This is a genomic window from Lentzea sp. NPDC036949 (assembly GCF_055608075.1).
This window is the reverse complement of record NZ_JBVJRA010000009.1, coordinates 59,482-82,607: the sequence shown is the minus strand read 5'-3', so window position 1 is coordinate 82,607 and position 23,126 is coordinate 59,482. Positions and strand designations below refer to the sequence as shown.

Annotated in this window: 20 protein-coding genes; 5 read left to right on the top strand and 15 right to left on the bottom strand. The window is 72.9% G+C overall.

Going from position 1 to position 23,126, the window contains the following annotated elements:
- Positions 1-40: 40 nt before the first annotated feature.
- The 5 genes from ACZ7CD_RS25130 to ACZ7CD_RS25110 form a co-directional block, all read right to left on the bottom strand.
- Complete coding sequence (locus ACZ7CD_RS25130) at positions 41-1,165, bottom strand: GTP-binding protein (RefSeq protein WP_458434418.1); 1,125 nt, start codon at positions 1,163-1,165, stop codon at positions 41-43.
- Positions 1,165-2,175, bottom strand: coding sequence for a CobW family GTP-binding protein (locus ACZ7CD_RS25125; RefSeq protein ID WP_470379787.1), 1,011 nt, complete (start codon positions 2,173-2,175; stop codon positions 1,165-1,167). Before ACZ7CD_RS25125 ends, ACZ7CD_RS25130 begins: the two co-directional genes overlap by 1 nt.
- Before the next feature lie 608 nt (positions 2,176-2,783).
- The gene (locus ACZ7CD_RS25120; RefSeq protein WP_360384592.1) at positions 2,784-3,257 is read right to left on the bottom strand and encodes a GNAT family N-acetyltransferase; all 474 of its coding nucleotides are present in this window, start codon (positions 3,255-3,257) and stop codon (positions 2,784-2,786) included.
- Between the two features lie 34 nt (positions 3,258-3,291).
- Positions 3,292-3,774, bottom strand: coding sequence for a universal stress protein (locus ACZ7CD_RS25115; protein WP_360384590.1), 483 nt, complete (start codon positions 3,772-3,774; stop codon positions 3,292-3,294).
- A 4-nt stretch (positions 3,775-3,778) separates the two neighbouring features.
- Positions 3,779-5,302, bottom strand: coding sequence for an MDR family MFS transporter (locus ACZ7CD_RS25110; protein WP_360384984.1), 1,524 nt, complete (start codon positions 5,300-5,302; stop codon positions 3,779-3,781).
- A gap of 107 nt (positions 5,303-5,409) precedes the next feature.
- On the opposite strand from ACZ7CD_RS25110, the gene ACZ7CD_RS25105 reads away from it, so the two are divergent.
- On the top strand, positions 5,410-5,985 hold the full coding sequence (locus ACZ7CD_RS25105; protein WP_470379786.1) for a TetR/AcrR family transcriptional regulator: 576 nt from the start codon (positions 5,410-5,412) through the stop codon (positions 5,983-5,985).
- Between the two features lie 160 nt (positions 5,986-6,145).
- On the opposite strand, the gene ACZ7CD_RS25100 is transcribed toward ACZ7CD_RS25105, so the two are convergent.
- The 5 genes from ACZ7CD_RS25100 to ACZ7CD_RS25080 all read right to left on the bottom strand — a co-directional run bounded on the left by ACZ7CD_RS25100 (position 6,146) and on the right by ACZ7CD_RS25080 (position 9,990).
- Positions 6,146-7,093, bottom strand: coding sequence for a hypothetical protein (locus ACZ7CD_RS25100; RefSeq protein WP_470379785.1), 948 nt, complete (start codon positions 7,091-7,093; stop codon positions 6,146-6,148).
- 264 nt (positions 7,094-7,357) lie between these two features.
- Entirely contained in the window at positions 7,358-8,080 is a 723-nt protein-coding gene (locus ACZ7CD_RS25095; RefSeq protein WP_360384584.1) for an MgtC/SapB family protein, read from the bottom strand.
- A gap of 155 nt (positions 8,081-8,235) precedes the next feature.
- Positions 8,236-8,427 carry a hypothetical protein gene (locus ACZ7CD_RS25090; protein ID WP_360384582.1) on the bottom strand — a complete coding sequence of 64 codons (192 nt, stop codon included), beginning with the start codon at positions 8,425-8,427 and terminating at the stop codon, positions 8,236-8,238.
- A 4-nt stretch (positions 8,428-8,431) separates the two neighbouring features.
- Positions 8,432-9,532: a MalY/PatB family protein gene (locus ACZ7CD_RS25085; protein WP_470368947.1), complete on the bottom strand. Its 1,101-nt coding sequence runs from the start codon at positions 9,530-9,532 to the stop codon at positions 8,432-8,434.
- The gene (locus ACZ7CD_RS25080) at positions 9,529-9,990 is read right to left on the bottom strand and encodes a mycothiol transferase (protein ID WP_470368948.1); all 462 of its coding nucleotides are present in this window, start codon (positions 9,988-9,990) and stop codon (positions 9,529-9,531) included. Before ACZ7CD_RS25080 ends, ACZ7CD_RS25085 begins: the two co-directional genes overlap by 4 nt.
- Before the next feature lie 72 nt (positions 9,991-10,062).
- On the opposite strand from ACZ7CD_RS25080, the gene ACZ7CD_RS25075 reads away from it, so the two are divergent.
- Positions 10,063-10,602, top strand: a complete 540-nt coding sequence (locus ACZ7CD_RS25075; RefSeq protein WP_470379784.1) for a CGNR zinc finger domain-containing protein — start codon at positions 10,063-10,065, stop codon at positions 10,600-10,602.
- On the opposite strand, the gene ACZ7CD_RS25070 is transcribed toward ACZ7CD_RS25075, so the two are convergent.
- The 4 genes from ACZ7CD_RS25070 to ACZ7CD_RS25055 form a co-directional block, all read right to left on the bottom strand.
- Positions 10,599-10,955 (bottom strand): 5-carboxymethyl-2-hydroxymuconate Delta-isomerase, encoded by a 357-nt coding sequence (locus tag ACZ7CD_RS25070; RefSeq protein ID WP_458432697.1) that lies wholly within the window; start codon positions 10,953-10,955, stop codon positions 10,599-10,601. The two genes, ACZ7CD_RS25075 and ACZ7CD_RS25070, sit on opposite strands and share 4 nt — an antisense overlap.
- 20 nt (positions 10,956-10,975) lie before the next feature.
- Entirely contained in the window at positions 10,976-11,827 is an 852-nt protein-coding gene (locus ACZ7CD_RS25065; protein ID WP_360384571.1) for an NAD(+)/NADH kinase, read from the bottom strand.
- 119 nt (positions 11,828-11,946) lie between these two features.
- Entirely contained in the window at positions 11,947-15,480 is a 3,534-nt protein-coding gene (locus ACZ7CD_RS25060; RefSeq protein ID WP_470379783.1) for an nSTAND1 domain-containing NTPase, read from the bottom strand.
- A gap of 77 nt (positions 15,481-15,557) precedes the next feature.
- Complete coding sequence (locus tag ACZ7CD_RS25055) at positions 15,558-16,571, bottom strand: pyridoxal-phosphate dependent enzyme (protein ID WP_470379782.1); 1,014 nt, start codon at positions 16,569-16,571, stop codon at positions 15,558-15,560.
- A 115-nt stretch (positions 16,572-16,686) separates the two neighbouring features.
- On the opposite strand from ACZ7CD_RS25055, the gene ACZ7CD_RS25050 reads away from it, so the two are divergent.
- Together ACZ7CD_RS25050 and ACZ7CD_RS25045 are read left to right on the top strand one after the other, a co-directional pair.
- Positions 16,687-16,917, top strand: a complete 231-nt coding sequence (locus ACZ7CD_RS25050; RefSeq protein WP_360384565.1) for a hypothetical protein — start codon at positions 16,687-16,689, stop codon at positions 16,915-16,917.
- A gap of 132 nt (positions 16,918-17,049) precedes the next feature.
- A complete protein-coding gene (locus ACZ7CD_RS25045) occupies positions 17,050-17,376 on the top strand; it encodes a DUF6416 domain-containing protein (protein ID WP_360384563.1) in 327 nt (108 codons plus the stop codon).
- 19 nt (positions 17,377-17,395) lie between these two features.
- Here the strand turns inward: ACZ7CD_RS25045 and ACZ7CD_RS25040 are convergent, their stop codons facing one another.
- Positions 17,396-20,635 (bottom strand): tetratricopeptide repeat protein, encoded by a 3,240-nt coding sequence (locus tag ACZ7CD_RS25040; protein ID WP_470379781.1) that lies wholly within the window; start codon positions 20,633-20,635, stop codon positions 17,396-17,398.
- Positions 20,636-21,037: 402 nt separating this feature from the next.
- Here ACZ7CD_RS25040 and ligA point away from each other — a divergent pair, with 402 nt between their 5' ends.
- Positions 21,038-23,029: an NAD-dependent DNA ligase LigA gene (ligA, locus tag ACZ7CD_RS25035; RefSeq protein WP_470379780.1), complete on the top strand. Its 1,992-nt coding sequence runs from the start codon at positions 21,038-21,040 to the stop codon at positions 23,027-23,029.
- Positions 23,030-23,126 lie beyond the last annotated feature (97 nt).

The following is a 23,126-nucleotide window of genomic DNA, read 5'->3' as shown; positions in this document are numbered from 1 at the left end:
GACATCCGAACAAGCGGCGCTTGAAGACCGGTGGAACCGGTCAGTGCGCGTGGAGGTCCTCGGCGCTCCACGGCGGCAGCGGGTCGTCGAACGCGGCCCAGCCGGCCGGGTCCGCCAGCTCGGCGTCGGTCAGCAGGGCGGGGTCGAGGAGGCGGCGCGGCTCGTCGGGGTCGAGGCCGACACCGATGAACACCAGCTCCTGCCGCGGCCGCTCGTCACCGGTGAGCAGCTGGCCGGGTTCGAACGTGAGGTTGGGACCGGCCTGCGACCACACCGCGAGCACGTCCCGCCGGGTGGCGATGTGGCAGAAACCCTTGCTGCGCAGCGGTGTCCGCCAGTCCGCCAGCGCGGCCAGCAACCGGCCGGGGTGGAACGGCCGGTCGGCGCGGTAGGTGACCGACCGGATGCCGTACTCCTCGGTCTCCGGCGTGTGGGTGCCCGCGAGCTCCTGCGCCCAGCCGGGGGACCGGGCCGCGGTGACCGGGTCGTAGCGGCCGGTGTCGAACACCTCGGCCAGGTCGATGACGCCGCGCTGGGTGTGCAGCAGCCGTGCGACCGGGTTGAGCCGCTTGAGCAGCGCGTTCACCGTCGCGAGCTCTTCGGCGCCGACCAGGTCCGTCTTGTTGACGACGATCAGGTCGGCGAACTCCACCTGGTCCACGAGCAGGTCCGAGATCGTGCGCTCGTCCTCCTCCGCGGCGGCCAGGTCGCGTTCGTCGAGCCGGTCACCCGCCTTGAGCTCACGCAGGAACCCGGCCGCGTCGACCAGCGTCACCATCGTGTCGAGGCGGGCGTGGTCGGACAGGCTGGTGCCGTCCTCGAAGGTCCACTCGAACGTGGCGGCCACCGGCATCGGCTCGGAGATGCCGGTCGACTCGATGAGGATCGAGTCGAACCGCCCCGACCGCGCCAGCTCGCCCACGCTCTCCAGCAGGTCCTCCCGCAGCGTGCAGCAGATGCAGCCGTTCGTCAGCTCCACCAGCCGTTCGGTGGTGCGGTCGAGCGTCCCCTGCCCGGCCACGAGCGCGGCGTCGACGTTGACCTCGCTCATGTCGTTGACCACCACCGCCACCCTGCGCTGCTCGCGGTTGGCGAGCACGTGGTTGAGCAACGTCGTCTTGCCGGCGCCGAGGAACCCCGACAGCACCGTCACGGGCGTGCGCATCAGAGCTCCGCCTCCTCGTGCCACTCGCCGAACGGGTCCACGAAGTCGAGCTCGTCCGCCAGCGCGAGCTCCTCGTCCGTGACCACCGCGGCCGTCAGCGCGGCGGTGATCCGCGCCGGGTCCTTCGTGGTGATCACGACGAGTTCCTGACCCCTGTCCCGCGGCCAGGCCCCGAGGTTCCCCACCCGCAACCCGCCACCGGCCGACTCCAGCCACAGCGCCTCGTCGGGCTGGCTCACCACCCACACCCGCCCGCGCGTGCGCACCACCCCGTCGAGCAGCACGTCCACCGCCTTGTGCAACCGCATCGGGTGGAACGGCCGCGCCTCGCTGAAGCACACCACCGACACCCCGTGCGCGGCGTGCAGCGGCGGCGCCCCGTAGAGCAACGACCCGAACCCGTCGTCGAACCCACCCCGCCGCGCCGTCGCGGGAATGGCGGCGAGCAACGCCGGCACGTCAATCCCGTCGAGCTGCTGCCGCGGCGCCAACGGGTTGAGCCGCTCCAGCACCGCCGCCGTCGCCGGGTCTGGTGCCGCGGTGAGCACCAGCGCGTCGGCGAACTCCGCCTGCCCGACGACGACCTGCGCCACCGTCCGCTCGTCCTCCGCCGCCGCACCCATGCCGCGCTCGGCCAGCGTGTCACCACCGGTGGCGTCGGACAGCCACCGCGCCGGGTCGACGACGGTGAGCACCGCCTCCACCTCGACCTCGGTCGCGCTGAGGGCGAAGCACACCGCCTCCGGCTCCAACGCCGGGTCGAGGTGCACGACCACACGGGCGTCGAGCCCCTCCAGCAACGGGACCAGGTCCAGCCGCAACGTGCACGACACGCACCCGTGCGCCAGCTCCAGCACCGTCAACCGGCCGTCGACCCACCTGCGCACCACCCCGTCGGCGAGGCGGCTGAGGTCGTGCCGGACCAGCACCGAGTCCGGCGACGCCCGCCACACCTCGTCCGCCACGTCGTGCTGCGTGAACCCGGCTACCAATACGACCCTCGCTGCCATGGGTGGCAGCGTACATGACAATGATTATCGTTAGCACGAGTGGGTGGGGTGGGAGAGTGGTTGGGGCCGACGTGGGGGTTGGCTGCGCGGGCGAGTTGGGTGGTATGGGGTGGGCGATGCGGTGGGCTGGGCGGTGCGGGTCGGCTGAGGGAGACGGGCTGGTCTGGGCAGCGCGGGTCCACCAGGGAGCGCAGGCCAGCGCAAGCCGCCTGGCAGCAGGTCGGTCTGGCGGCGCGTGCCAGCTGGGCAGGGCAGCCGGACGGCGGATCGGTTGGGCGGCGCATGCCAGCGGGCGTCGCGATCGATTGGGCAGCGCGGGTCGGCTGGGCAGCGCGGGTCGGCTGGGCAGCGCGGGTCGGCTGGGCAGCGCGGGTCGGCTGGGCAGCGCGGGTCGGCTGGGCAGCGCAGGCCCGCTGGGCAGCGGGGGTCGGGGGCGACGCAGGTTCGCTGGACGGCGCGGGTCGGCGCGTGCCAACTAGGCAACGTGAGCCCACGATCCGACGCGCGTCGGATCGGCGAGGCGGCGCGGGTCCGGCGGACACCATGAGCCCGCAGGGCAACACAGGCCGCTTGGCCAGCGCGACCGCGCAGACCAAAGCCGACCGGGCTCAGCCCAGCCGCATGATCGTCTCCTCCACCTCCTCACGCCGCCCGGTGGCGTACTCGACGTCGGTCCCCACCACCTCGAAGCCCACCTTCTCCAGCACCCGCCTCGACCCGGCGTTGTCGCTCGCCGCCCGCCCGTACACCGGCCGGACGGGCACGAGCTCCAGCAGCAGCGTTAACGCACGGCTGGCCACGCCCTGCCCCCACAGGCTGCGGTCGATCCAGTACGTGACCTCGGTGTCGCCCTCCAGCACGAAACTCGCGACGGTGCCCGCGAACCGGCCGTCGGCCAGCACGGCGCGGTTCGTGACGTCGGGGCGCGCCAGGATGCGCTGCCAGTGCGCGTCGAAGGCCGCGCGGTCGTCCGGGTCGTCGGCGACGAAAGCGGCCATGCGCACCGACTCGGGATCGCGCATCAGCTCGAACAGCGCGTCCAGGTCGGACTCTTCGATCTCTCGCAACGTGACGTGGGGCATGGGATGACCGTAGCGACGAGCACCGACGAAAAACTCACGGCACGACCAGCACCGGCCAGTGGCCCGTGCGGATCAGCCGGGTCGCCACCGAGCCCGCGAAGCGATGTCCCGCCTGCTGCGAGGCGCCGACCACCACCATGTCCGCCTGGCAGCGGTCGGCGCAGTCGCGCAGGGTGGTGAACGGGTCGCCGAAGGTCTTCACGAACGTCACCGGCACGTCCAGCTCCTCGGCGGCCGCCCGCACCTGGCCGCGCAGTTCGGCGTACAGGCCGGCCGTGGCCTCGTGTTCGAACACCGATGCCGCGCCAGGGCTCAGCGAGGCCAGCGTCGAGTGGCAGGCGACGAACGTGACGACCAGGCGGGCGCACTGGCGGCGGGCCGAGCCGAAGGCGAAGGCGGCGGCCCGCATGGCCGTGTCGGAGCCGTCCACGCCGACGAGGATGGTCCGCGCGGACGGCACCGGGCGGGGGCCGAAGTCGTCCTTGGTGGCTTCGAAGGTGTTGAGCGAACGGTCCACGATGTCACCTCACGACAGCGGTGTCGGCGTCCTTCTTCTCGAGGTCGATGGTCGTGCGCAAGGTGATCGGCTTCAGCAGCAGCGCCGCGACCACACCGACCACGGCCACGGCCGCGGAGATCAGGAAGATGTGGGCGGTCGCGTCGCCGTACACGGTGTGCACGACGGTCTGCACCTGCGGCGGCAGCGCCTGCAGGTTCAGGGCGCTGGTCTCGCCGGTCGACTGGCCCGCGGGCACGTGCAGCGCGGCGGACAGGTCGGCGGTGACCCGGTTGGCCAGCACGGCGCCCAGCACGGACACGCCGATCGTGCCGCCCAGCGAGCGGAAGAACGTGACCGTGGCGCTCGCGGCGCCCAGCTCCCGCAGCGGCACGGTGTTCTGCACCGCCAGCACGAGGTTCTGCATGGTCATGCCGACACCGATGCCGACCACGGCCATCGCGGTGCCGACGATCCACAGCGCGGTCGCGTGGTCGACGAACCCGAGGCCCAGGAAGCCGAGCACCAGGATGACCGTGCCGGACACGATGTACGGCTTGACCTTGCCGGAACGGCTGATCATGCGGCCGGAGACGGTCGAGGAGACGAGCACGCCCGCCATCATCGGGATGGTCAGCAGGCCGGCCTCCGTGGGGGAATAGCCGCGGCCGATCTGGAAGTACTGGCCGAGGAACACCGCGCCGCCGAACATCGCCATGCCGACCGCGAGGCTCGCGATGATCGCCAGCGCCGGGGTGCGCTGGGTGACGATGTGCAGCGGCACCACGGGTTCGGGCACGCGCAGCTCCACGGCCACGGCGGCACCGAGCAGCACCAGCCCGCCGCCCACCATCGCCGCGGTCTGCCAGGACAGCCAGTCGAACGAGTTGCCGACGAACGACACCCAGATCAGCAGCACGCTGACACCGGCGGCGATCAGGGCGGCGCCGAGGTAGTCGATCTTCACGTTCTGCCTGCGCACGGTCTCCAGCTTCAGCGTGGCCTGCAGCACGACGAACGCGAGCGCGGCGATCGGCACGGCCACCCAGAAGCACCAGCGCCAGCCCAGCCACGACACGTCCACGATCAGGCCGCCGAGCAGCGGGCCGCCGACCGTGGCGACCGCCATGACCGCGCCGAGGTAGCCGTTGTACCGGCCGCGCTCGCGGGGCGGGATGATCGCGGCGATCACGACCTGGACCAGCGCCTGCAGACCACCGACGCCGAGGCCCTGGAACGCGCGGGCGGCGATCAGCTGACCGGTGTCCTGCGCGAAGCCGGACAGCAGCGACCCGATCACGAAGATCACGATCGCGGCCTGGACCAGCGTCTTCTTGTTGAACAGGTCAGCGAGCTTGCCCCAGACCGGGGTCGTGGCCGTCGCGGTGAGCAGGGTGGCGGTGACCACCCACGTGTACTGGGTCTGCGTGCCGTTCAGCGAGCCGATGATCCGCGGCAGCGCGGTGGACACCACCGTGGAGCTGACCATGGCCACGAACAGCGCGAGCAGCAGTCCGGACAACGACTCGAGCACCTGCCGGTGCCCCATCGCGCCGCTCTCTTGCGTCTTCACCCCGAGTCCCTTCGTCCCCTCAATTCTTGCGCGTCGTGCAAATTTGCACAATGGGCAACTTACTCCACGGCTAGTCTGGGTGCATGGAGACCCTCACCACGCTCCGCGCGCAGAAGAAGGCGGTGACGAGGCGGTCGCTGGCCGCGGCGGCGTTGCGGCTGGCCATGGAGCGCGGTCTGGACGGTGTGACGGTCGAGGACATCGCGGACGCGGCGGGGGTCTCCCGGCGCACCTTCTCGAACTACTTCGCCGGCAAGGAAGACGCCGTCCTGGAGGCCGAGCGCGAACGGACCAGGGCACTGGTCGCCCTGGTCGCGGCACGGCCGGCGGAGGAGGAGCCGTGGCCGGCCTTACGCGCGGCGACGGCCCGGCTGTACGCCACGTGGCCCGTGCCCGACCTGGAGTGGATGGCCCGGCTGCGGATGCTGCGCAGGCACCCGTCGCTGCTCGCGCGGCAGGCGGGCGACCAGGTGGCGGTCGAACGGGACCTGACGGAGGTGCTGGTGGCGCGCGGCCCCGACCCGGAGCTGGCGCGGCTGACGGCGGCGACGTTCTTCGCGGTCCTGCGCACCGGCGTCGCGCTGTGGCTGGAGGGCGCGGACGAACCGCTGCCCGACCTGGTGGACCGGCTGCTCGGCCGGTGCGGGATCAGCTGCTGAGCGGGAGGCCGCAGCCCGGAACGGCAGCGCCGGACGGGCCCGAACCGGCGCTGCCGTGCCTGCCGGTCATCTGGATGGCGAAGACCCGCATTCGACTGAACCGCCGGTGGGACGGACGGGACAGGGGGCGATCCCGTCCGTCCCACCGGCGGTCACGGCATCAGTCGAGGTCCAGTTCGTACAGCTCGCTCAGAGAAGTGGCCCATGCGCCGGCGTCGCCGCCGTTGCCGCCGTGGCCGGTGTCGCCGCCGTTCGTGACGCTCGTGTTGACCGCGTCGCCGGTGTCACCGGTGGTGGTGTTGCCGGAGTGGCCGGAGCTCACGTCGGCGATGCAGTTCGCCTTGTGGCACATCACGATCGCGCTGTTGTCGCCGGTGTCACCGGAGTCACCGGAGTGCCCGGAGTTGCCCGAGACGGCGATGTTCTGGCTCTCGGCGTCGCCGCCCTCACCGGACGGGGCGCCGTGACCGCCCACGGCAACCGCGGTGGCGTCCGAGTCGTTCGCCGAGCCGTGGTCGTCGTCCTCCGACCCGGTCGCGGTCGCGCTCTCCGCGATGGCCCCGGCGTCGCCGCCGTTGCCGCCGTTGCCCGTGTCGCCGCCGTTGGTGGCGCTGAGGTTCACGGCGTCGCCGGTGTCACCGCTGCCGGTGTCGCCCGAGTCGCCGGAGGACACGTCCGCCGCGCAGTCGGCCTGCACGCACATGATGATCGCGCTGTTGTCGCCGGTGTCACCGGAGTCGCCGGAGTCACCGGAGTGACCGGAGAGGGCGATGTTCTGGCTCTCGGCGTCGCCGCCCTCACCGGACGGGGCGCCGTGACCGCCCACGGCGAGCGCGGTGGCGTCCGAGTCGGCCTGGCCGGTGTGGTGGTGACCGTGGCCGTGCGGGTGGTGCCCGTCCTCGGCGTCCTCGTCGTCCTCGTCGTCCTCAGCGGCCACAGTGGACGGTGAAGCGTGGTGCAGCAGCATCTCCCCGGCCAGCGGGTGTGCGCCGCCGCCGAACCAGTACGGGTGGAACGCGGCGACGTCCGCGGAGGCGGGCCCGCTCGCGAGCACGAGCCCACCGGCCACGGCGGCGGCCAGCAGACCGCCCTTGAGTTTCTTGCGCATTGTCTTCCTTCCTTGACGACAACTGCCTTGGAACGTGATGTCGTTTCGGATGTGCGGGACACAGCATGGGAACCACGTCCGCGCAGAGCCCTCCTCTCGACGGAGCACCGTGACTCCCGGGGTGGGAATAACCGTGCCGGAGGGCGGAAAACATGCTGGTCAAGCGATAGCTGAACGGGCGACACGCCCTGATCGTGCGTTGATGTACCGGCCACCTGAAGGGGTGTTAGACCTCGTGCGGGGTAACTGGATCGGCTGACCGCGTCACCAGCCGTCCTCGTCGTTGCGCTCGCCGGGTGCGTGCACCCGCCACCGCACGCTGGTGACCGACGGCTCCAGCGACAGGCGGCTGACCGCCGACTCCATCTGCTTGTCGTCGCGCTGTTCGGCGCTCAACGCCGCCCGCACCTCGACCAGGCCGTCGCGGCCGGCGTTGGTGCTCTCGATCGACTGCAGCGCGAAGTCGGTGCGCGACAGGGCCTGCACGAGCAGCGTGCGCACGTGGGCCTCGTCGTCGTCCCTCGTGACCGCGAGGAAGGTGTAGGTGGCCGGTGTCTCCTCACCGGTGTCCGGGCGCCGGTCCAGCACCCGGCCGAGCGGGCGGAACACCAGGTGGACGGCGACCACGGCAACGGTTCCGGCCACCGCCATGAGGTGCAGGCCGGCACCCGCGAGCGCTCCGACCGCGGCCGAGCACCAGAGCGTGGCGGCGGTGTTCAGTCCGCGCACGGTGAGGCCCTCGCGCAGGATGACACCGCCGCCGAGGAACCCGATGCCGGACACGATCTGCGCGGCGACCCTGGTGGGGTCGGCGGTGCCGCCGGTGAAGCCGTGCGCGGACAGCAGCACGAACAACGTCGCACCGGCGGCGACGAGCGCATTGGTGCGCAGCCCGGCCATGCGGGCGCGGTACTGGCGCTCGATGCCGATCAGCGCACCCAGCCCCACACCCGTGCCCAGGCGCAGCAGCATTTCCGCGGTGGTCATCGTGCGGCCTTCCTCCGGTCGCGGCCAAGGCCACCGGAGTATCCGATGTGGACGCTCCACGCGGCCACCCCTCCTGCCCGATGCGCCACCAAGGGATGATCTTGAACGCCGCCGGGAACTTTCCGGCGGCCCGCGGGTCCCGTGCGGTGGGACCGCTACCGGTGCAGCGCCGGCAACGCCTCCGCGAGCTGCCGCAGGGCTTCCGGCTCTGACGCGGCGAGGACGTGCAGCACCTCTGTCCAGTTCGGAGCGGTGAGCAGGGCGGCGAGCTCGCGGCGGGACGGGGGAGCGGGCACGTCCGGGGTGCCGGTCAACGCGTGCCGCAGGACATCGAGCGCGGCGGGCACACCGTTACGAGGATGCCAACCGCCGCAGGACCTCCGCCAGGGTGTCCGGGCTCGTCGCGAAGTTCAGCCGCACGAACGCCGAGGTGTCCACGCCGGTGCCCGCGCTGAACTCCGCGCCCTCGCTGAGCTTCACCCCCGGCGCGGCCGTGCCCTCGAACCACGCCAGGTAGGTGGCCTCCGGCGGGTGGTAGCGCCGGTCGGGCCCCAGCCACGCGGTCACGGTGTCCCGGTTGCGCCGCAACGTCTCCAGCAGCTCCGCGAGCCACGGGTCGCCGTCCTGCCACGCCGCCACGGTGGCCGCCCGCCCCAGCGTGTTCGGCGTGCCGAAGTAGTCGAGCGGTGCCGCGTCGAGCGCCCTGCGCAGGGCCGGAACGCCGATGTGCGCCACCGCGCAGCGCAGGGCGGCGATGTTGAACGCCTTGGTGGCCGACGTGGCGGTCACCGTGCGCCGGGCCGTCTCCGCGCTCAGCGACGCGAACGGGAGGTGCCGGTGACCGGGGTGGGTGAGGTCGGCGTGGATCTCGTCGGACAGCACGACGAGGTCCAGTTCCTCTGCCAGTGCGGCGATCCCGGTCAGCTCCGCGCGGGTGAAGACCCGGCCGGTCGGGTTCTGCGGGTTGACGAGCACGAGCAACCGGCACCCCGTCCCGCGCAGCACCTCCGCGTCGAACCGCCACCCGTCCCCGGTGTGCCGCAGGGGGATCGGCACGACCCGGCGGCCGGCGCGCCGGATGCTCGCGAGGAACGGCGGGTACGTCGGCACGTGCAGCGCGACGCCGTCACCGGGTGCGGTGGTGTGCTCGATGACGACCTGCAGCACCTGGATGAGGTCGCTGAACACCCTGGTGTGGCCCGCCGACGGCGTCCAGCCGTAGCGCGTGTGCATCCGCTGTTCGAACGCCGCGACCACCGGGTCGCCGGAGGGCCAGTGCGGGTAGCCGAAGTCCTCGCGCTCGACCTCCTGCCACAGCCGGGCCTTCACCGCGGGCGGGAGGCCGAAGTCCATGTCCGCGACCCACGCGCCGATCGTGCCCGTGGGCAGCGAACCCCACTTCACGCCCGAACCCGACCGCAGCCGGGACTCGTCGATCCGGTCGAAGCTCACGCGGTGCCCCGTTCGACAACGGCCCGCAGCATGTCCACGTGACCGCGGTGCTGGGCGAGCTCCTCGTACACGTGCAGCAGGGCGGCGCCCTGGTCGAGCGGGAGGCCGGGGCCGAGGAAGTTCGAGTCGGGCTCGGCCTTCAGCGGCGCGCGGAAGTCCGCCTGCCGCACAGCGCGTTCCAGCGCGGCCTTCGTGCGGCCGACGCGGGCGAGCAGCGGCTCGACCGGTCCGGTGGCGACGAACTCGGAGTCGCGGTCGCGGTGCGCCGGCCGGCCGGTGACGAGCTCACCCGCCCAGTAGTCGACCACGCCGCAGCAGTGCGTGAGCAGGGCGTACGGGCTGCTCACGCCGGGAATGGGCGTGCGGTTCGCGCGCTCGGCTCCGAGGTCGCGCACGGTCGCGGCCATGCCGTCGAGGGCCTGGCCGGTGAAGTGGAGGTACTGCTCGACAGTGATCATCAGTTCGCGTCACCTTCTCAGATGGTGACGCGAACGTTGCCGGGCACCCGCGTCACCTGTCAAGATGGTGACGTGAGTTTCGCGTTCGTCAGCGGCAACCTGGCACTGGACTTCCTGGGCACCCTGAAGTGGCGCGGCGGCGACGACGAGGAGCTGCTGACCGGCCCGCGGGACGTGGGTGCGTGGGCGGTGGCGGCCGGGCTGGTCACGGAGCAGCCGGAGGTGACCGCGGCCCAGCTCACCGCGCTCGTCGAGCTGCGGGAGTCGGTGTACCGGCTGGTCAGGGCCACGCTCGCGGGCAGCGGCCGGCCGGAGGACGACCTGCTGCGGGTGAACTCCTACGCGGACGCCCCGGCGCCGTCGTTCACGCTGACGGAAACCGGGGTGCGCAGGCACGGCACCGCGCGTGCGGTGGGCGGCGAGATCGCGCGTGCGGCAGCGGCCCTGCTGGAGCGCGCGGACGAGCTGGTGATCAGGGAGTGCGGGCGCGCCGAGTGCACGCGGATCTTCATCGACCGCTCGCGCACCGGCAACCGGCGCTGGTGCGACATGGAGGAGTGCGGCAACCGGATCAAGGCGGCCCAGTACCGCGCCCGCCGCAGGAGCGGCTAGGACTCCAGCTGCCGGTACTGCTCCCGGTCCATGTCGTAGACCTCCAGCGTCACCTGCGTGGGCAGGCCCTCCACCGGCTTGAGGTGCTCACCGGCGAGCCCGACGACCGTGCGGCCGACCTCCTGCTTCAGCTCGGCCGGACGACCGGAGAGCAGACCGACCCGGACGTGGACCATCGCGGCCGGCGCGCCCTCGCCGATCACCGACTCCTCGATCTGCCGGAACCGCGTCTTGAACGCGGCCACCTCGGAGGAGACCAGCGGTGACACGGCCCGGTGCAGTGCGAGGGCGAACCCGCGGCGGTCGAACGCGCCGGCCAGCTCGGCGGAGTACTCGACGGTGATCTGTGGCATGAGGTCAACCTACTGGGTGCTCAGGTGAGCTCGGCCGAGTCGGTGAGCTGCAGCTTGCGCCGCGCCCGCTGGTAGAACGTGGTCATCCCCAGCCGCACCACCTTCGCGGCGGCTGGCCGCCCGCGCAACGACACCCGCTCACCCGGCTCGACGTAGCCCGCGACCTGCCCGTCCACCTCGACGGCCAGCCGCCCGCTCGACGGCAGCAGGTCGAGGTCCACCTCGTCGGCCACCGACAGCACCACCCCGCGGCTGTAGGCCGAGTGCGGCGCGGCCGGGGTGACCAGCAACGCCTCCACCGACGGGCTGGTGATCGGCCCACCGGCCGAGAAGCTGTACGCGGTCGACCCGGTCGGCGTCGCGACGATCACCGCGTCCGCCGCGTAGCTCACGAACGGCTGCCGCGCGACCCGCACCGCCACCCGCGCACTGCCCTGACCGGGCGTGCGCACGACCGCGACGTCGTTGAACGCGGTCACCTCCTGATCGCCGAACGTCGCGTCGACCGCCAGCCGCGGCTCGACGGTGAACTCGTGCGCGTCGATGGCCGACAGAGCAGCGGGCAGGTCCGGCACGTCGACCTCGGCGAGGAACCCGAGCTTGCCCAGGTTCACGCCCAGCACCGGCGCCTTCTCCCCGTCGGCCAGCCGCATCGCGCGCAGCATCGTGCCGTCACCGCCCAGGCTCACCACCAGGTCGGCCCGCCGCCCCAGCTCCACCGCCGACACCGGGGTGGCGGCGCAGCGCAGGCGTTGGATCTCGTCGTCGATGCCGAGGATCTCGACACCGCGGTTGGCCGCCCAGCCGAGCACGGCCTCGACCGCGGCGGCGGAGTCACGGCGCGGGTGCAGCACCAGTCCTGCGGCGTGCACGTCAGCGGGTCCTCACGTCTTGGGTCACGGACGCCAGTCTGCCCTCGTCCGGCGGGAAGCGTGCGGTACGGGGGACGTACCGGGCCTCCCGCCACGGCCGGCACCCCGTTCGGGGAAGGTCACGATCCGCAGAGCGGGGTGTGCCCGACGCCGGGGAAGTGCCGGTCGTGCTCCTGCGGTGACAACGGTGGTGACGCGGTGGCGCAGACCCGTTGCGCGGCATGCTCTTCGTCGGCCTCCCACGTCCGGACGGTGTGGTCGCCGCTCGCGCTGAGCACCGTGTGCGCGTCCGGGTGGGCCAGCCCGTACACCCGTTCGGTGTGCCCGCTGAGCACCGCGAACGGGGTGTGGTCGGACAGGCGCCACAACCGCACGTCGTGGTCGGCGCTCGCACTGGCCAACGTCGTGCCGTCCGGGGAGAACGCGACGGCGTGGACGGTGTCGGTGTGCCCGGTCAGCTCCGCCGTGCGGGCGCCGGTCGCCGCGTCCCAGACGCGGACGGCGAAGTCGGTGGTCCCGGTGGCGATCCGGGTGCCGTCGGGGCTGAACGCGACCGACTTCACCACGTGCCCCTGGCCGGGCAGGTGGGTCGTGACCCGGTGGGTGTCCACGTCCCAGATCCGCACGCCGAAGTCGCCGCCGCCGCTCGCGAGCCTGCGGCTGTCCGGGCTGAACGCCAGTGCCTGCACCGACTCCGCGTGCCCGGTCAGGGTGCCCAGGGACGTGCCGGTGGCGGTGTCCCACAGCACGATCGTGCGGTCGGTGCTGCCGGTGGCGATCACCTTGCCGTCCGGGCTGACGGCCATGGCGTTCACCGCGTCGGTGTGCCCGGTCAGCGGCGGCAGCGGTTGTGGCTGCCGGGGATCGCCGATGTCCCAGCGGTGCACGCGCTGGTCGGCGCTCGCGGCGTAGAGGGTGCGGCGGTCGGCGGAGAACGCCACCGAGTTCACCGCGCCGGCCGGTCCGGTGAGCACCGCGGCCGTCCGGCCGTCCGCCAGCAACCGGACCGTGCGGTCGTAGCCGCCGGAGGCGACGAGGGGGCCGGAGGAGGCCACCGAGTACACCGAGTCGTTGTGGCTCAACGGCAACGGCAGGTCCCACAGCCGGACGGTGTGGTCGTCGCTCGCGGTCACCAGCGTGCCGCCCGCGACCACCGCGCCGACGACCGCGGCGGTGTGGCCGGTCAGCACCAGCGGGTCACCGGGGTGGTCGAGGTCCCAGACGCGGGCCGTGCGGTCGACGCCGGTGCTCACCAGCCGGGAGCCCTCGAAGGCCAGCCCGCGCACGGCGTCCGTGTGCCCGGTCAGCACGCGCGGCTCGCCGCCCTCGACCGGCCAGACCCTGACCACCCGGTCCTGGCCCGCCGTGGCGACCAGGGCGCCGTCCCGGCTGACCGCGACCGCCTGGACCGCGCCGGTGTGCCCGGTCAACGGCCGTGCCCGGCGGGTGCCGAGGTCCCAGAGCAGCGCCGAGCCGTCCCACGACCCCGTCACGAGGTGCCGGTCGCCCAGGTCGAGCGCCACCACCGGTGCCGGGTGCGGGAGAACGGCGACCTCGCGGGGTGAGCGGAGGTCCGTGAGGTCCCACAACCGCACGGAGTTGTCCGATCCGGCGGTCGCGAGCAGGCGGTCGTCACGGCTGAACGCGACGGCGTTGACCGGCCCGGTGTGACCGGTCAGCGTCGCGAGAACGGCGCCGGAGCTGGTGTCCCACAAGCGTGCCGTGCGGTCCCAACCGGCCGTGGCGAGCACGTTGCCCGTGGAGTTGAACGCGACGTGCGGGACGTTGTCGGTGTGGGCGGTCAGCGTGCGCACCTCACGGGGGTGGTGCGGGTCGGCGATGTCGGTGAGCCGCACCGTGCGGTCGTGGCTCGCACTGGCCAGCAGGTGCCGCGCCGGGCTGTGGGCGACCGCGTTGACGGCGTCGGTGTGGCCGGTCAGCAGGGTGGCGTAGGACGGGGTGAACGAGCCCAGCAACGCGCTGCGCGCCTCGACGGTGGGGGACAGGCGGAACGCGGCCAGCGCGAGCTGGGCGGCGAGCGCGGGATCGGTGCCGCGCAGGCGGTGCACGTCCTGGGCGACCTTCTGCGAAAGCGCGTTGTTGCGTTGCCGGGTGGCCTCGGAACCCGCGTCGACCGCCGTGACGGCACCGATGGCCGTGGCCACGAGCAGCACCGACAGCAGCGCGGTGAGCAGGCCGAGCCGGCGCCGGTCGGAGCGGGCCTTCGCGAGCTCCGCGGACTCGGCGGCCAGGCTCGCGGTGAGGAAGTCGCGTTCACGGGCGGTCAGCGGGTGCGGCGGCTCGTCGAGCCACGACCGGAACGCCGCGAGCCGCGCACCCCGCACCAGCGCGCCGGGGTCGCGGTCGAGCGACTCCCAGACACCGGCGGACTCGGTGAGGTCGCGGTGGGCGCGCAGGCCGTCGCGGTCGGCGGTGAGCCACTCGCGCAGCCGGGGCCAGCAGCGGATCAGCGCCTCGTGGGTGAGCTCCACCCGGTCGTGGTCCACCGTGACCAGCCGCTGCGCGGTGAACGCCTCCAGCACCAGCCGCGTGTCCGGTTCGTCGTCCAGCTCGGCGCGGGCGATTCGGCGCCGGGTGTCCTCGGTGCCGTCGCCGACCGCGGTGAGCCGGAGGAACAACGACCGCGCGCGCTCCCGCTGTGCCCCGGTCAGCTCGCCGAACACCGACTCCGCCGTCCTGGACAGCGCGCCCTCGAACCCGCCGGCGGCCTGGAACCCCTGCAACGTCAGCGTGTTGCCCTTGCGGCGGTGCCACGTCTCCAGCAGCGCGTGCGACAGCAGCGGCAGCGCGCCCGCGTGGCCGGTCCCGTTCGCGACCAGCTCGGCGACCAGCGCGGTCTCGACGGCGTACCCGACGCCGCGGGCGGGCTGGACGATCGCGGCGCGCAGCTCGTCGGTGCTCATCGGCCCGACGGTGACCTGGCCGGACCCCATCGCCTCGACCAGCACCGGGAAGTCGGCACAGTGGCCGTAGAAGTCGGCGCGCACCCCCAGCACGACCCGGTGAGCGGTGATCTTCTCGACGAACCGGCGCCGGGTCTCGCGGTCGGCGCAGAGGGTGAAGACCTCCTCGAACTGGTCGACCACCAGGACGGCGTTCTCACGTGCGTGTGCTCGGTACTCCTCCAGCGGCTGCGCACCGGGCGTGAACAGCACGGCGTTGCCCAGGCGCGGCAGCAGCCCGGCCCGCAGCAGCGACGACTTGCCCGCACCGGACGCCCCGACGACCACGACGACGCGCTGCTCCTCCGTGCGTTCGACCAGCTGCTCGACGAGCCGGTCGCGGCCGAAGAACCGGTCGGCGTCCTCCGCCTGGAAGGCCGCGAGCCCCGCGTACGGCGCGCTCCGGTCGTCGACGTCGGCGGGCCGCTGGCCTGCGGACGTCTCCTGCCAGCGCTGCCGCCACTCGTCCTCGTCACCGCCGCACGCCCGCACGTATGCCAGCGCGACCTGCAGCGTCGGCAGCTTGCGCCCGGCCGCGGCCTGCGACAACGCCGCCTCCGAGTAGTGCGTGCGCGCACTCAGCTCGCGGTAGGTCGGGCTCCCCGCCCGCTCCCGCAACGCCCTCAGCTCGCGCGCGAACGCGAGCACCGCGCCGTCGCCCGCGTCGAGCGGTCGTTCCCTGCGTGGCATCCCCGAATCCCCCTGCCCTCGCGTACCGAGCAAGGTAGCGGGCGCCGCTCAGCCGCAGAACCGGATGATCATCGCCGTCAGCCGGTCGCTCCTCGCGGGTTGGCGCTCGTGCCCTCGGTGCCGAGCAGGACGACGACGGACGTGGAGTCGAGCCCGAGGTCCCCGTGTGGTGCCGCCCGCAGCCCGGCGAGCGGGGCGGCACCACACGGTCCGGAGTGGACGTTGCGCGCGTGCAGATCCGCTGCTGCCTTGGTGCATTCGGCGTCGGAGACGGTGACGGCGGCGTCCAGTCCGTTGCGCAGGAACGGCCACGCGGTGGTCGACGGCGTCCCGCAGTTCAGCCCGGCCATGATGGTGTCGCTCGTGCCGATGGTGACCGGTTCGCCGGCGATGAGGCTGGCCGTGACGCACGCGGCGGTCTCCGGTTCCACGGCGAGGACGCAGGGCGCGGCCGTCGTGCTGCGGTAGTGCGTGATCACGGCCTGCGCGAGCGACCCCACCCCGACCGGCACCACGACCAGGTCCGGTGCCCGCCCGAGCTGCTCGTCGACCTCGGCGCACAGCGTGGCGTACCCCTCGACGACCCACCCCGGCACCTCCTCGTAACCGGGCCACCCCACGTCCTGCACCAGAACCCCGTCCGCCTCCGCGGCCGCACGGACCGCGTCGCCGTACGACCCGCGCACGACCGTGACCCGCGCACCCTCGCCGGCGATCGCCTGCACCACCTGCGGGTGCACGGCCTCCGGCACGAACACGTGCGCCGCCCGCCCCCGCAGCCGAGCCATCCGCGCCACCGCCCGCCCGTGGTTGCCCTCGGTGGCGGCGACGAGCGTGACCGGCGCGGTGACCCGTTCGAGGAGGCGGTGCACGGCCCACGACGCCCCGAGCGCCTTGAACGCGGGCAGCCCCAGCCGGTCCGACTCGTCCTTCACCAGCAACCGCCCGACCCCGAGCTCCGCCGCGAGGTCCGGCAGCTCGACGAGCGGCGTCGGCGCGTAACCCGGCAGCCCCGCGTGGAAGGCGCGCACCTCGCGCGGCGCCGGTGCACACCGCCACTGCCGGGCACCCGGCCGCGTGAACCACATCATGGTGCCCAGCCTGGGGCCTGGCCGAGCCGTCGGTCCAGCGCGCGTTCGCGACGCCTGCTCGTCAGGTTCGCCCACCGGTTCTCCACTAGGCTGGACCGCGGTGGGAGGAGGCGCCGTGACCGATGACGAGCTGGTCGTCGAGTTCGCCCTGACCCGCCTCGACCACCCCGGCCTCGACCTGGAGGAGGTCGCCGCGCTCGTGGTCCGCCGCGTGGGACCCGACCGGATGGTGGAGTTCGCCGGCCAGACCCTGGCCCACCGCGACGAGCTGCGCGGGGCGGTGTTCCCGGCTGCTGTGGAGCACGTGCTGCGGGTGGTGCTGACGTTGCGCGGTCCTCGGGACTAGCACCGGGGCGGTTGCCGTTCGTGATGCCGCGGCGCAGGTGCTGTAACACGCGGGGCGAATCGTCGATGATCTTTCGTGGCGACTCGTGCGTGGCCGGTCGGGCCTCGACCCGACCAGGAAGAGGAGCGGTCCGTGCCTGAAGACCGGCTCGCGTGGAGCCGTGCCGACGGTGCCGCTGCGGAGCAGCTGTGGGAGACGCTGAACGACAGCGCCAAAGCCCTCTTCTCGGAGTTGATGACAGAGCCGGGGAGGAAGTTCAGCGGTGACGAGCTGAGCCGACTGCTCGACCTGCCCAAGGGCAAGAGCAGTGTGGCGGGCGTCCTCGGCACGGCAGGCAAGCGCTGCTACCAGCTCGGCCGCGCGTTGGTGTGGTGTTGGGGGTATCCCGGTGGCAAGACCGCCCACTACTGGATGACCGAAGAGGTCGCCGCTCTCTTCAAGCGGACGAGTGCGCGCTGACCCGCGCTGAGGGCGGGCATCAGGTCAGAGCAGGACGCCGTTCCAGCGCCGTCAACCGCACCGTCGCCGGCGCCTCCTCACCGCCCGGCGCGCGCAGCTCCCGTGCGATCGTCAGCGACTCCCGGCCCCGCCCGACCTGGCTCAGCAGCGCCGAACAGGTCTTGAGCGCGCACCGCAGGTCAGCCGCCACCGCCGGTGAGGTCCGGCCGAGGTCGCGGTAGATGCGGACGGCGGCCTCGGCGGCGCGGACGGCGTCGTCCAGTTCGAGGCTGGAGTGCATGCGGACCCAGGCGAAGGCGTGCAGTGCCGCGGCGACCTGGGGGGTGCGGCCGGTGCCGATGCCGGCCACGGCCCAGCGGGTTGCCTTGAGGGCCTGGTCGCGGCGGCCGTACTCGGCGAGGCGGGTGCCGAGCGAGGCCAGGCACGTCGCGAAGTCGGCGCGGTGGGCGTGGTCGAGGTCGGCCAGGCGCTGGTAGGAGTCGGCGGCCTGTTCGGCCGCGGTGAGGGCCTCCGCCTGCTTGCCGAGGTCGGCGTGGCGGGCGCTGAGGTTGCCCAGCGACCGGGCGAGCAGGGCCTCCATCGTCACCAGCGCGGCGGCGGACGGGGTGAGGTGGTCCGACCAGCGCGGGTGCACGGCGCACACGGCGGCGGTGAGGCGGTGGGCGATGGCCGAGCGGGCCGCGAGGTTGTCGGTGGACTGCATGAAACCGGGGCGCGGGAAGTTGAAGATCTCGTCCACCCGCCGTTGCAGGTCGCTGTCGGACGACGCGCGCGGGGTGCCGGGCAGCGCGATGCCGAGCTGCGTCAGCACGGAGTTGAGGCGCAGCTCGTGGGCGTGCAGGTGGACCTCGAACACGCTCGACCTGATCACCACGGCCTTGCGGGTGGCGGCCAGCGCGCCGACCTGCTCACCGGCGCGGGCCAGGTGCACGCCGTGGTTGTGCAGGGACGTGGCCAGCTCGGCGTCGTAGACCGCCGGGTTCACGGTCGCGAGCGTGCGGTGCAGGTCGACGGCCTGCGCGCTCCACTCCCGCCCTTCGGCCGCGCGGCCCAGCTCCAGGCAGATCGCGGCCAGCTCCCGCAACGACAGCGCGAGACCGGGCTCGAACAGCGCCGGGTTCGTGATCGCCAGCCGGCGGCGGATCGCGACGGCCTGCTCGGTGGCCCGCAGCGCCTCCTCCCAGCCGCCGAGGTGGGAGCAGTGCAGGCCGAAGTTGTGCAGCGCGCCCGCGAGGTCCGGGTCGAACACGGCCGGGTTGACCGCGGCGAGCCTGCGGTGCAGGTCGACCGAGTGCCGGGCCGCCTCCAGCGCCTCGTGCCGTCGGCCCACGCCCGCGAGGTGCATGCCGAGGTTGTTCAGCGCCACCGCGAGCAGCGGTTCCTGCGGCTGGCGCAGGCGGCGCAGGATCGCCACGCACGTGCGGGTCGCGCCGAGCGCCTGACCGCGCAGGCCCAGCGCCGACAGGTCCATCGCGAGGTTGTTCAACGACGACGCGAGCTCCGCCGACGCCGGTGTGAGCCGCTGGCGCAGCTCCACCGCGCGGGCCGTGGCGTCCAGCGCCCGCTGGCCGAGCCCCGCGCCGGACAGGTGCGTGCCCAGGTGGTGCAGCGCCTCGGCCAGCACGAGCGGGTACCTGTCCGGCTGCCGCTGCGCCAGGCCCTCGTAGATCTGCACCGCGGGCTCGCTCGCCTTCACCGCCTCGTCGAACGCGCCCGCGTTGGCCAGCCTGCGGGCGAGCACCGTCAGCAGCCGTGCGCGTTCGGCGGGGTGGTGGGTCTGCTCCAGCCGGTGCTCGGTCAGCCGCTGGGTCAGCCGGGCCGCGGGGAAGTCCAGGTCCACGTGCCGTTCCGGCAGCTGCGGCTCGATCGCGGCCAGCAGGTCCGTCCCCGCTGTGTCGACGACCGCCATCAACGCGCTGCCACCCGCGGCGATCACGCGGCACGGGTCCTCGCGCACCACCGCGTCGAGGTGCTCGCCGACGTGCGGCCACCGCTTGCCCGTCTCGGCGAGGACCGTGATCACCTGGCTGAGCGCGCCCGTCGTCAGCAGCGCGCGCACCATGTCCCGGCAGCGCGGATCGGTCTTCAGGCCCCGTGCGACGAGGTCCTCGCCCAACCGGTCGGGCGCGAGCGGGGCCAGCACGGTGCCGTCGTCGGCGGGCGGGTAGCAGGCCTGGTGGTCGTCGAGCAGCCGGTCGGCCTCCTCCCGCGACCGCGCGAGCCCGGTGACCCGCAACGCCAGGCAGCCCTCGCGGTAGGACATCGGGCCGGTCAGCGTCGCGAGGAACACCACCCGCCCCAGCACGTCCGTGCTCGCCCCGACGCTGCCACCGGCCCGCATCCCGGCCCAGTGGTCGGTCTCCCGGTCGAGCAGGTAGCAGGCGAGCGCGCCGGGGTGACCGGGCGGCACCCGGTTGCGGTCGCACGCGTCCACGGCGGCGAGCGCAGCCATGAGGATCGTCAGCACGGACTGGTAGGCGGGGTCGGCCAACGACCCCGCGGGCGTCGCGTCCCGCGCGTCCGTGCCCAGCACGGTGCTGAAGCTGTCCCGCGCGGAGTCGAACACCGCCTGCCGCGCGTCCACGTCGGCGGCGAGGTCGGTCAGCCGTTCCGACTCGGCCGCCACACCGCGCTTGAGCAGCGGGTAGCGCAGCAGGTCCCACCACCGCGCGCCCGAGCGGGCGAGCAGCAGCACCCTGGTGGGACCGGCGTGGTGGATCAGCCGGTCCTCGAACAACGCCAGCAGATCGGCACGCGGCCACCTTTCCGCGTAGTCCACTATGACGAGAATTCCCGTGTTCGGCTCGGTGACCGTGAGCTGTTCGGCGAAGGCCTCCGAAGAATCGCCGCCGTGGTGCGCGACCAGCACCGAGTAGCCCGCCCACATCGATTCCGCCGCGAATTCCGTGGCCAGTCTGGTCTTGCCCTGGCCGCCCGGACCGTGCACGAGCATCGCGCTGATCCGGCCCTCGCCGCGCCGCCACTCGTCGAGCCGGGCGAGCTCGTTCTCCCGGCCGGTGAAGGGCACGACCTGGTTGCCGGCGAGCAGCAGTTGGCTGGGCTGTCTGCGCAGCTCAGCGGGGTCCGGTGGGATGGGGCTGGTGAACGGGCGCAGGTCGTAGCGGCGTCTGCGGGAATGGATGTTGACGTTTCCACCAATGTGCCCGACCTGCACGACCGGACCGGTCGCGAGCCCGGTGAAGTCGTTGCGCACGTCGGATTCGAGACCGTCTCGTCTCCGGTTTTCGTGGGCCCGCATCCGTTCCGCTCCTGAACGCCCTGGGGAAAGCGGAAAGCGTAGCGGCACGAGCAAGTCCGTGATCGCCTGGCCAGCATTTGTCCACTTTTCCGGGGAGTTCGCCGAATCAATTGATCTTGGCAAGACCGAACACGTTCGGTGCGGACGGCGTCGCGGCCACGACCCTCGGCGGTGACGGGCCTGGAGATGCTCACGCACGGGCTGTTCGCCGACGACAGGTTCCTGCGGGCGTTCACGGAGGTCCGGAGTGGACACCGCTGAGCACGTGGCGCCGGCACGCGAACCAGTATCCGGAGTCGCATGTGGATCGGGTGGCCGCGGGAGCGGGCTTGACGAGGACTCAAGCGGGCCTCCACCAGGAACGAGCCGATGTTGTCGGTCCCCCCGAGTAACGTCTGGCCCATGAACGCTGGGGACCGGATTCAGGAGCTCGCCGCCCGCCTCTTCGAGCTGCGCGACGCGTACTACCAGGGCGCGCCGCTGGTGGCCGACGCCGAGTACGACGCACTGGAGGACGAGTTCCGGGCGCTGCTCACCGAGCACCCCGAGCTGACGCCGGAGGACAACCCGCTCGACTCGGTGGGGGCGCCCACCGTGCTGCACGCCCCGGTGCGGCACTCGCGGCCGATGCTGTCGCTGGAGAAGGCGAACCGGCCCGAGCAGGTCGAGGCGTTCTTCGGGCGGTTCCCCGGCCAGCAGGTGGTGGTGATGCCGAAGCTCGACGGGCTGTCGCTGGCGCTGGTGTACGAGAACGGCAGGCTGGCGCGCGCGGTCACGCGGGGCGACGGCACGACGGGCGACGACGTCACGTACCTGACGCGCGCGCTGACCGACGGCGTGCCCGACCGGGTGGACGCGCCGGGGCGGGTCGAGGTGCGCGGCGAGTGCGTGATGCTGCGGTCCACCTTCGACGCTTACAACAGGAAGAACCCGGACAAGCCGCTGATCAACCCGCGCAACGCGGCGGCGGGCACGTTGCGCGCCAAGGACCCCAAGGCGGTCGAGGGCCGGCGCATGCAGTTCTTCGCGTTCGACCTGACGACCGAGCCGGAGAGCGCGGACTCCGACCTGGACGCCGGTCTGCGCAAGCTCGGCTTCAGCGTTGCCGAGATGCGGCACTGCGGCACCGCGGCGGAGGCGCAGGAGGTCATCGCTTCGATCGAGGAGCAGCGCAACTCCCTCGACTACGACCTCGACGGCGCCGTGCTGCGCCTGGCCGACCGCGACGCGTTCGCCGCCGCCGGCACCCGGTCCAGCTCACCGCGCGGCGCGATCGCCTACAAGTTCGCCGCCGAGGAGAAGACGACGGTGCTCGCCGACGTGGTGTGGGACGTCGGCAAGACCGGCAAGATCGCCCCCGTCGCGTGGCTGGAGCCGGTGTTCGTGGGCGGCACGACCGTGACCCGCGCGACCCTGGCCAACCAGGAGGTCATCCGCGCCCGCAACATCAAGATCGGTGACACGGTCCTGATCCGCCGCGCCGGCGACGTGATCCCGTTCGTGGCGGGCGTGCTCGACGCCTCGAAGCGCACCGGCGAGGAGCGCGAGATCGTGCCCCCGACCGAGTGCCCCTCGTGCGCGCAGCCGCTGACCGAGCAGGGCAACAGCCGGGAACTGTTCTGCACCAACGCCGCCTGCCCCGCGCAGACCGTGCGCCGCCTCATCCACTGGTCCTCCCGCGCGGCGGCGGACATCGACGCCATCGGCCAGGTGTGGATCGAACGCCTCGCCGAGACCGGCGACCTGGTGAACCCGTCCGACTTCTACACCCTCACCAAGGAACGCCTGCTGGAGTTCGACCGCGTCGGCGAGGTCTCCGCGACCCGCATGATCGAGTCGATCGACCGCAGCCGCGCCGTCGGCCTGCGCCGCGCCCTCATCGGCCTCGCCATCCCGATGGCCTCCGAGGGCACCGCCGCCCGCCTGTGCCGCGCCGGCTTCGGCTCCCTCGAAGAGGTGGCCGACGCGGGCGTCGAGGCCCTGGTCGCCGTCGACGACATCGGCGCGAAGGTCGCCGAGTCCCTCAACCACCACCTCACCCGCCTGCGCCCCGAGATCGAACGCCTGCGCGCCCGCGGCGTGAACCTCGACGTCCGCGACGAGGACCTCCCACCCGTGGTCGCCGCCGGCGCCCCGCTCGAAGGCAAGTCCATCGTCATCACCGGCTCCATCAGCGACCCCCGCTCCGGCGAGAAGGTCGCCCGCCCCACCTTCCAGCGCATGTGCGAGAAAGCCGGCGCCACCGCCGCCTCCTCGGTCTCGGCGACCACGGACATGCTCATCACGGGCGCGGACGTCGGCGCGAGCAAGCTGACCAAGGCGGAGAAGCTCGGCGTCGAGGTGGTGGACCAGGGCGAGATCTGGTCGAAGCTGATCGCGGCGGGCATCGCCTGACCGGCGCCCGCCTCCGGTGCCGCCTCCGCGGCGGCCGCCCTCACCCACAGCGTCGTCATCTGCCCTGCCGCGTCTCCACGCGCAACCGCTTGCCCTG

Bases quoted from the DNA above. Each gene is read 5' to 3' on its own strand.
- ACZ7CD_RS25060 (WP_470379783.1), bottom strand. From the start codon at position 15,480: ATGCCACGCAGGGAACGACCGCTCGACGCGGGCGACGGCGCGGTGCTC.
- ACZ7CD_RS25040 (WP_470379781.1), bottom strand. From the start codon at position 20,635: ATGCGGGCCCACGAAAACCGGAGACGAGACGGTCTCGAATCCGACGTG.
- ACZ7CD_RS25105 (WP_470379786.1), top strand. From the start codon at position 5,410: ATGGAGACCCTCACCACGCTCCGCGCGCAGAAGAAGGCGGTGACGAGG.
- ACZ7CD_RS25095 (WP_360384584.1), bottom strand. From the start codon at position 8,080: ATGACCACCGCGGAAATGCTGCTGCGCCTGGGCACGGGTGTGGGGCTG.
- ACZ7CD_RS25130 (WP_458434418.1), bottom strand. From the start codon at position 1,165: ATGCGCACGCCCGTGACGGTGCTGTCGGGGTTCCTCGGCGCCGGCAAG.
- ACZ7CD_RS25100 (WP_470379785.1), bottom strand. From the start codon at position 7,093: ATGCGCAAGAAACTCAAGGGCGGTCTGCTGGCCGCCGCCGTGGCCGGT.
- ACZ7CD_RS25120 (WP_360384592.1), bottom strand. From the start codon at position 3,257: ATGCCCCACGTCACGTTGCGAGAGATCGAAGAGTCCGACCTGGACGCG.
- ACZ7CD_RS25070 (WP_458432697.1), bottom strand. From the start codon at position 10,955: ATGCCACAGATCACCGTCGAGTACTCCGCCGAGCTGGCCGGCGCGTTC.
- ligA (WP_470379780.1), top strand. From the start codon at position 21,038: ATGAACGCTGGGGACCGGATTCAGGAGCTCGCCGCCCGCCTCTTCGAG.
- ACZ7CD_RS25110 (WP_360384984.1), bottom strand. From the start codon at position 5,302: ATGGGGCACCGGCAGGTGCTCGAGTCGTTGTCCGGACTGCTGCTCGCG.
- ACZ7CD_RS25080 (WP_470368948.1), bottom strand. From the start codon at position 9,990: ATGATCACTGTCGAGCAGTACCTCCACTTCACCGGCCAGGCCCTCGAC.
- ACZ7CD_RS25055 (WP_470379782.1), bottom strand. From the start codon at position 16,571: ATGATGTGGTTCACGCGGCCGGGTGCCCGGCAGTGGCGGTGTGCACCG.
- ACZ7CD_RS25125 (WP_470379787.1), bottom strand. From the start codon at position 2,175: ATGGCAGCGAGGGTCGTATTGGTAGCCGGGTTCACGCAGCACGACGTG.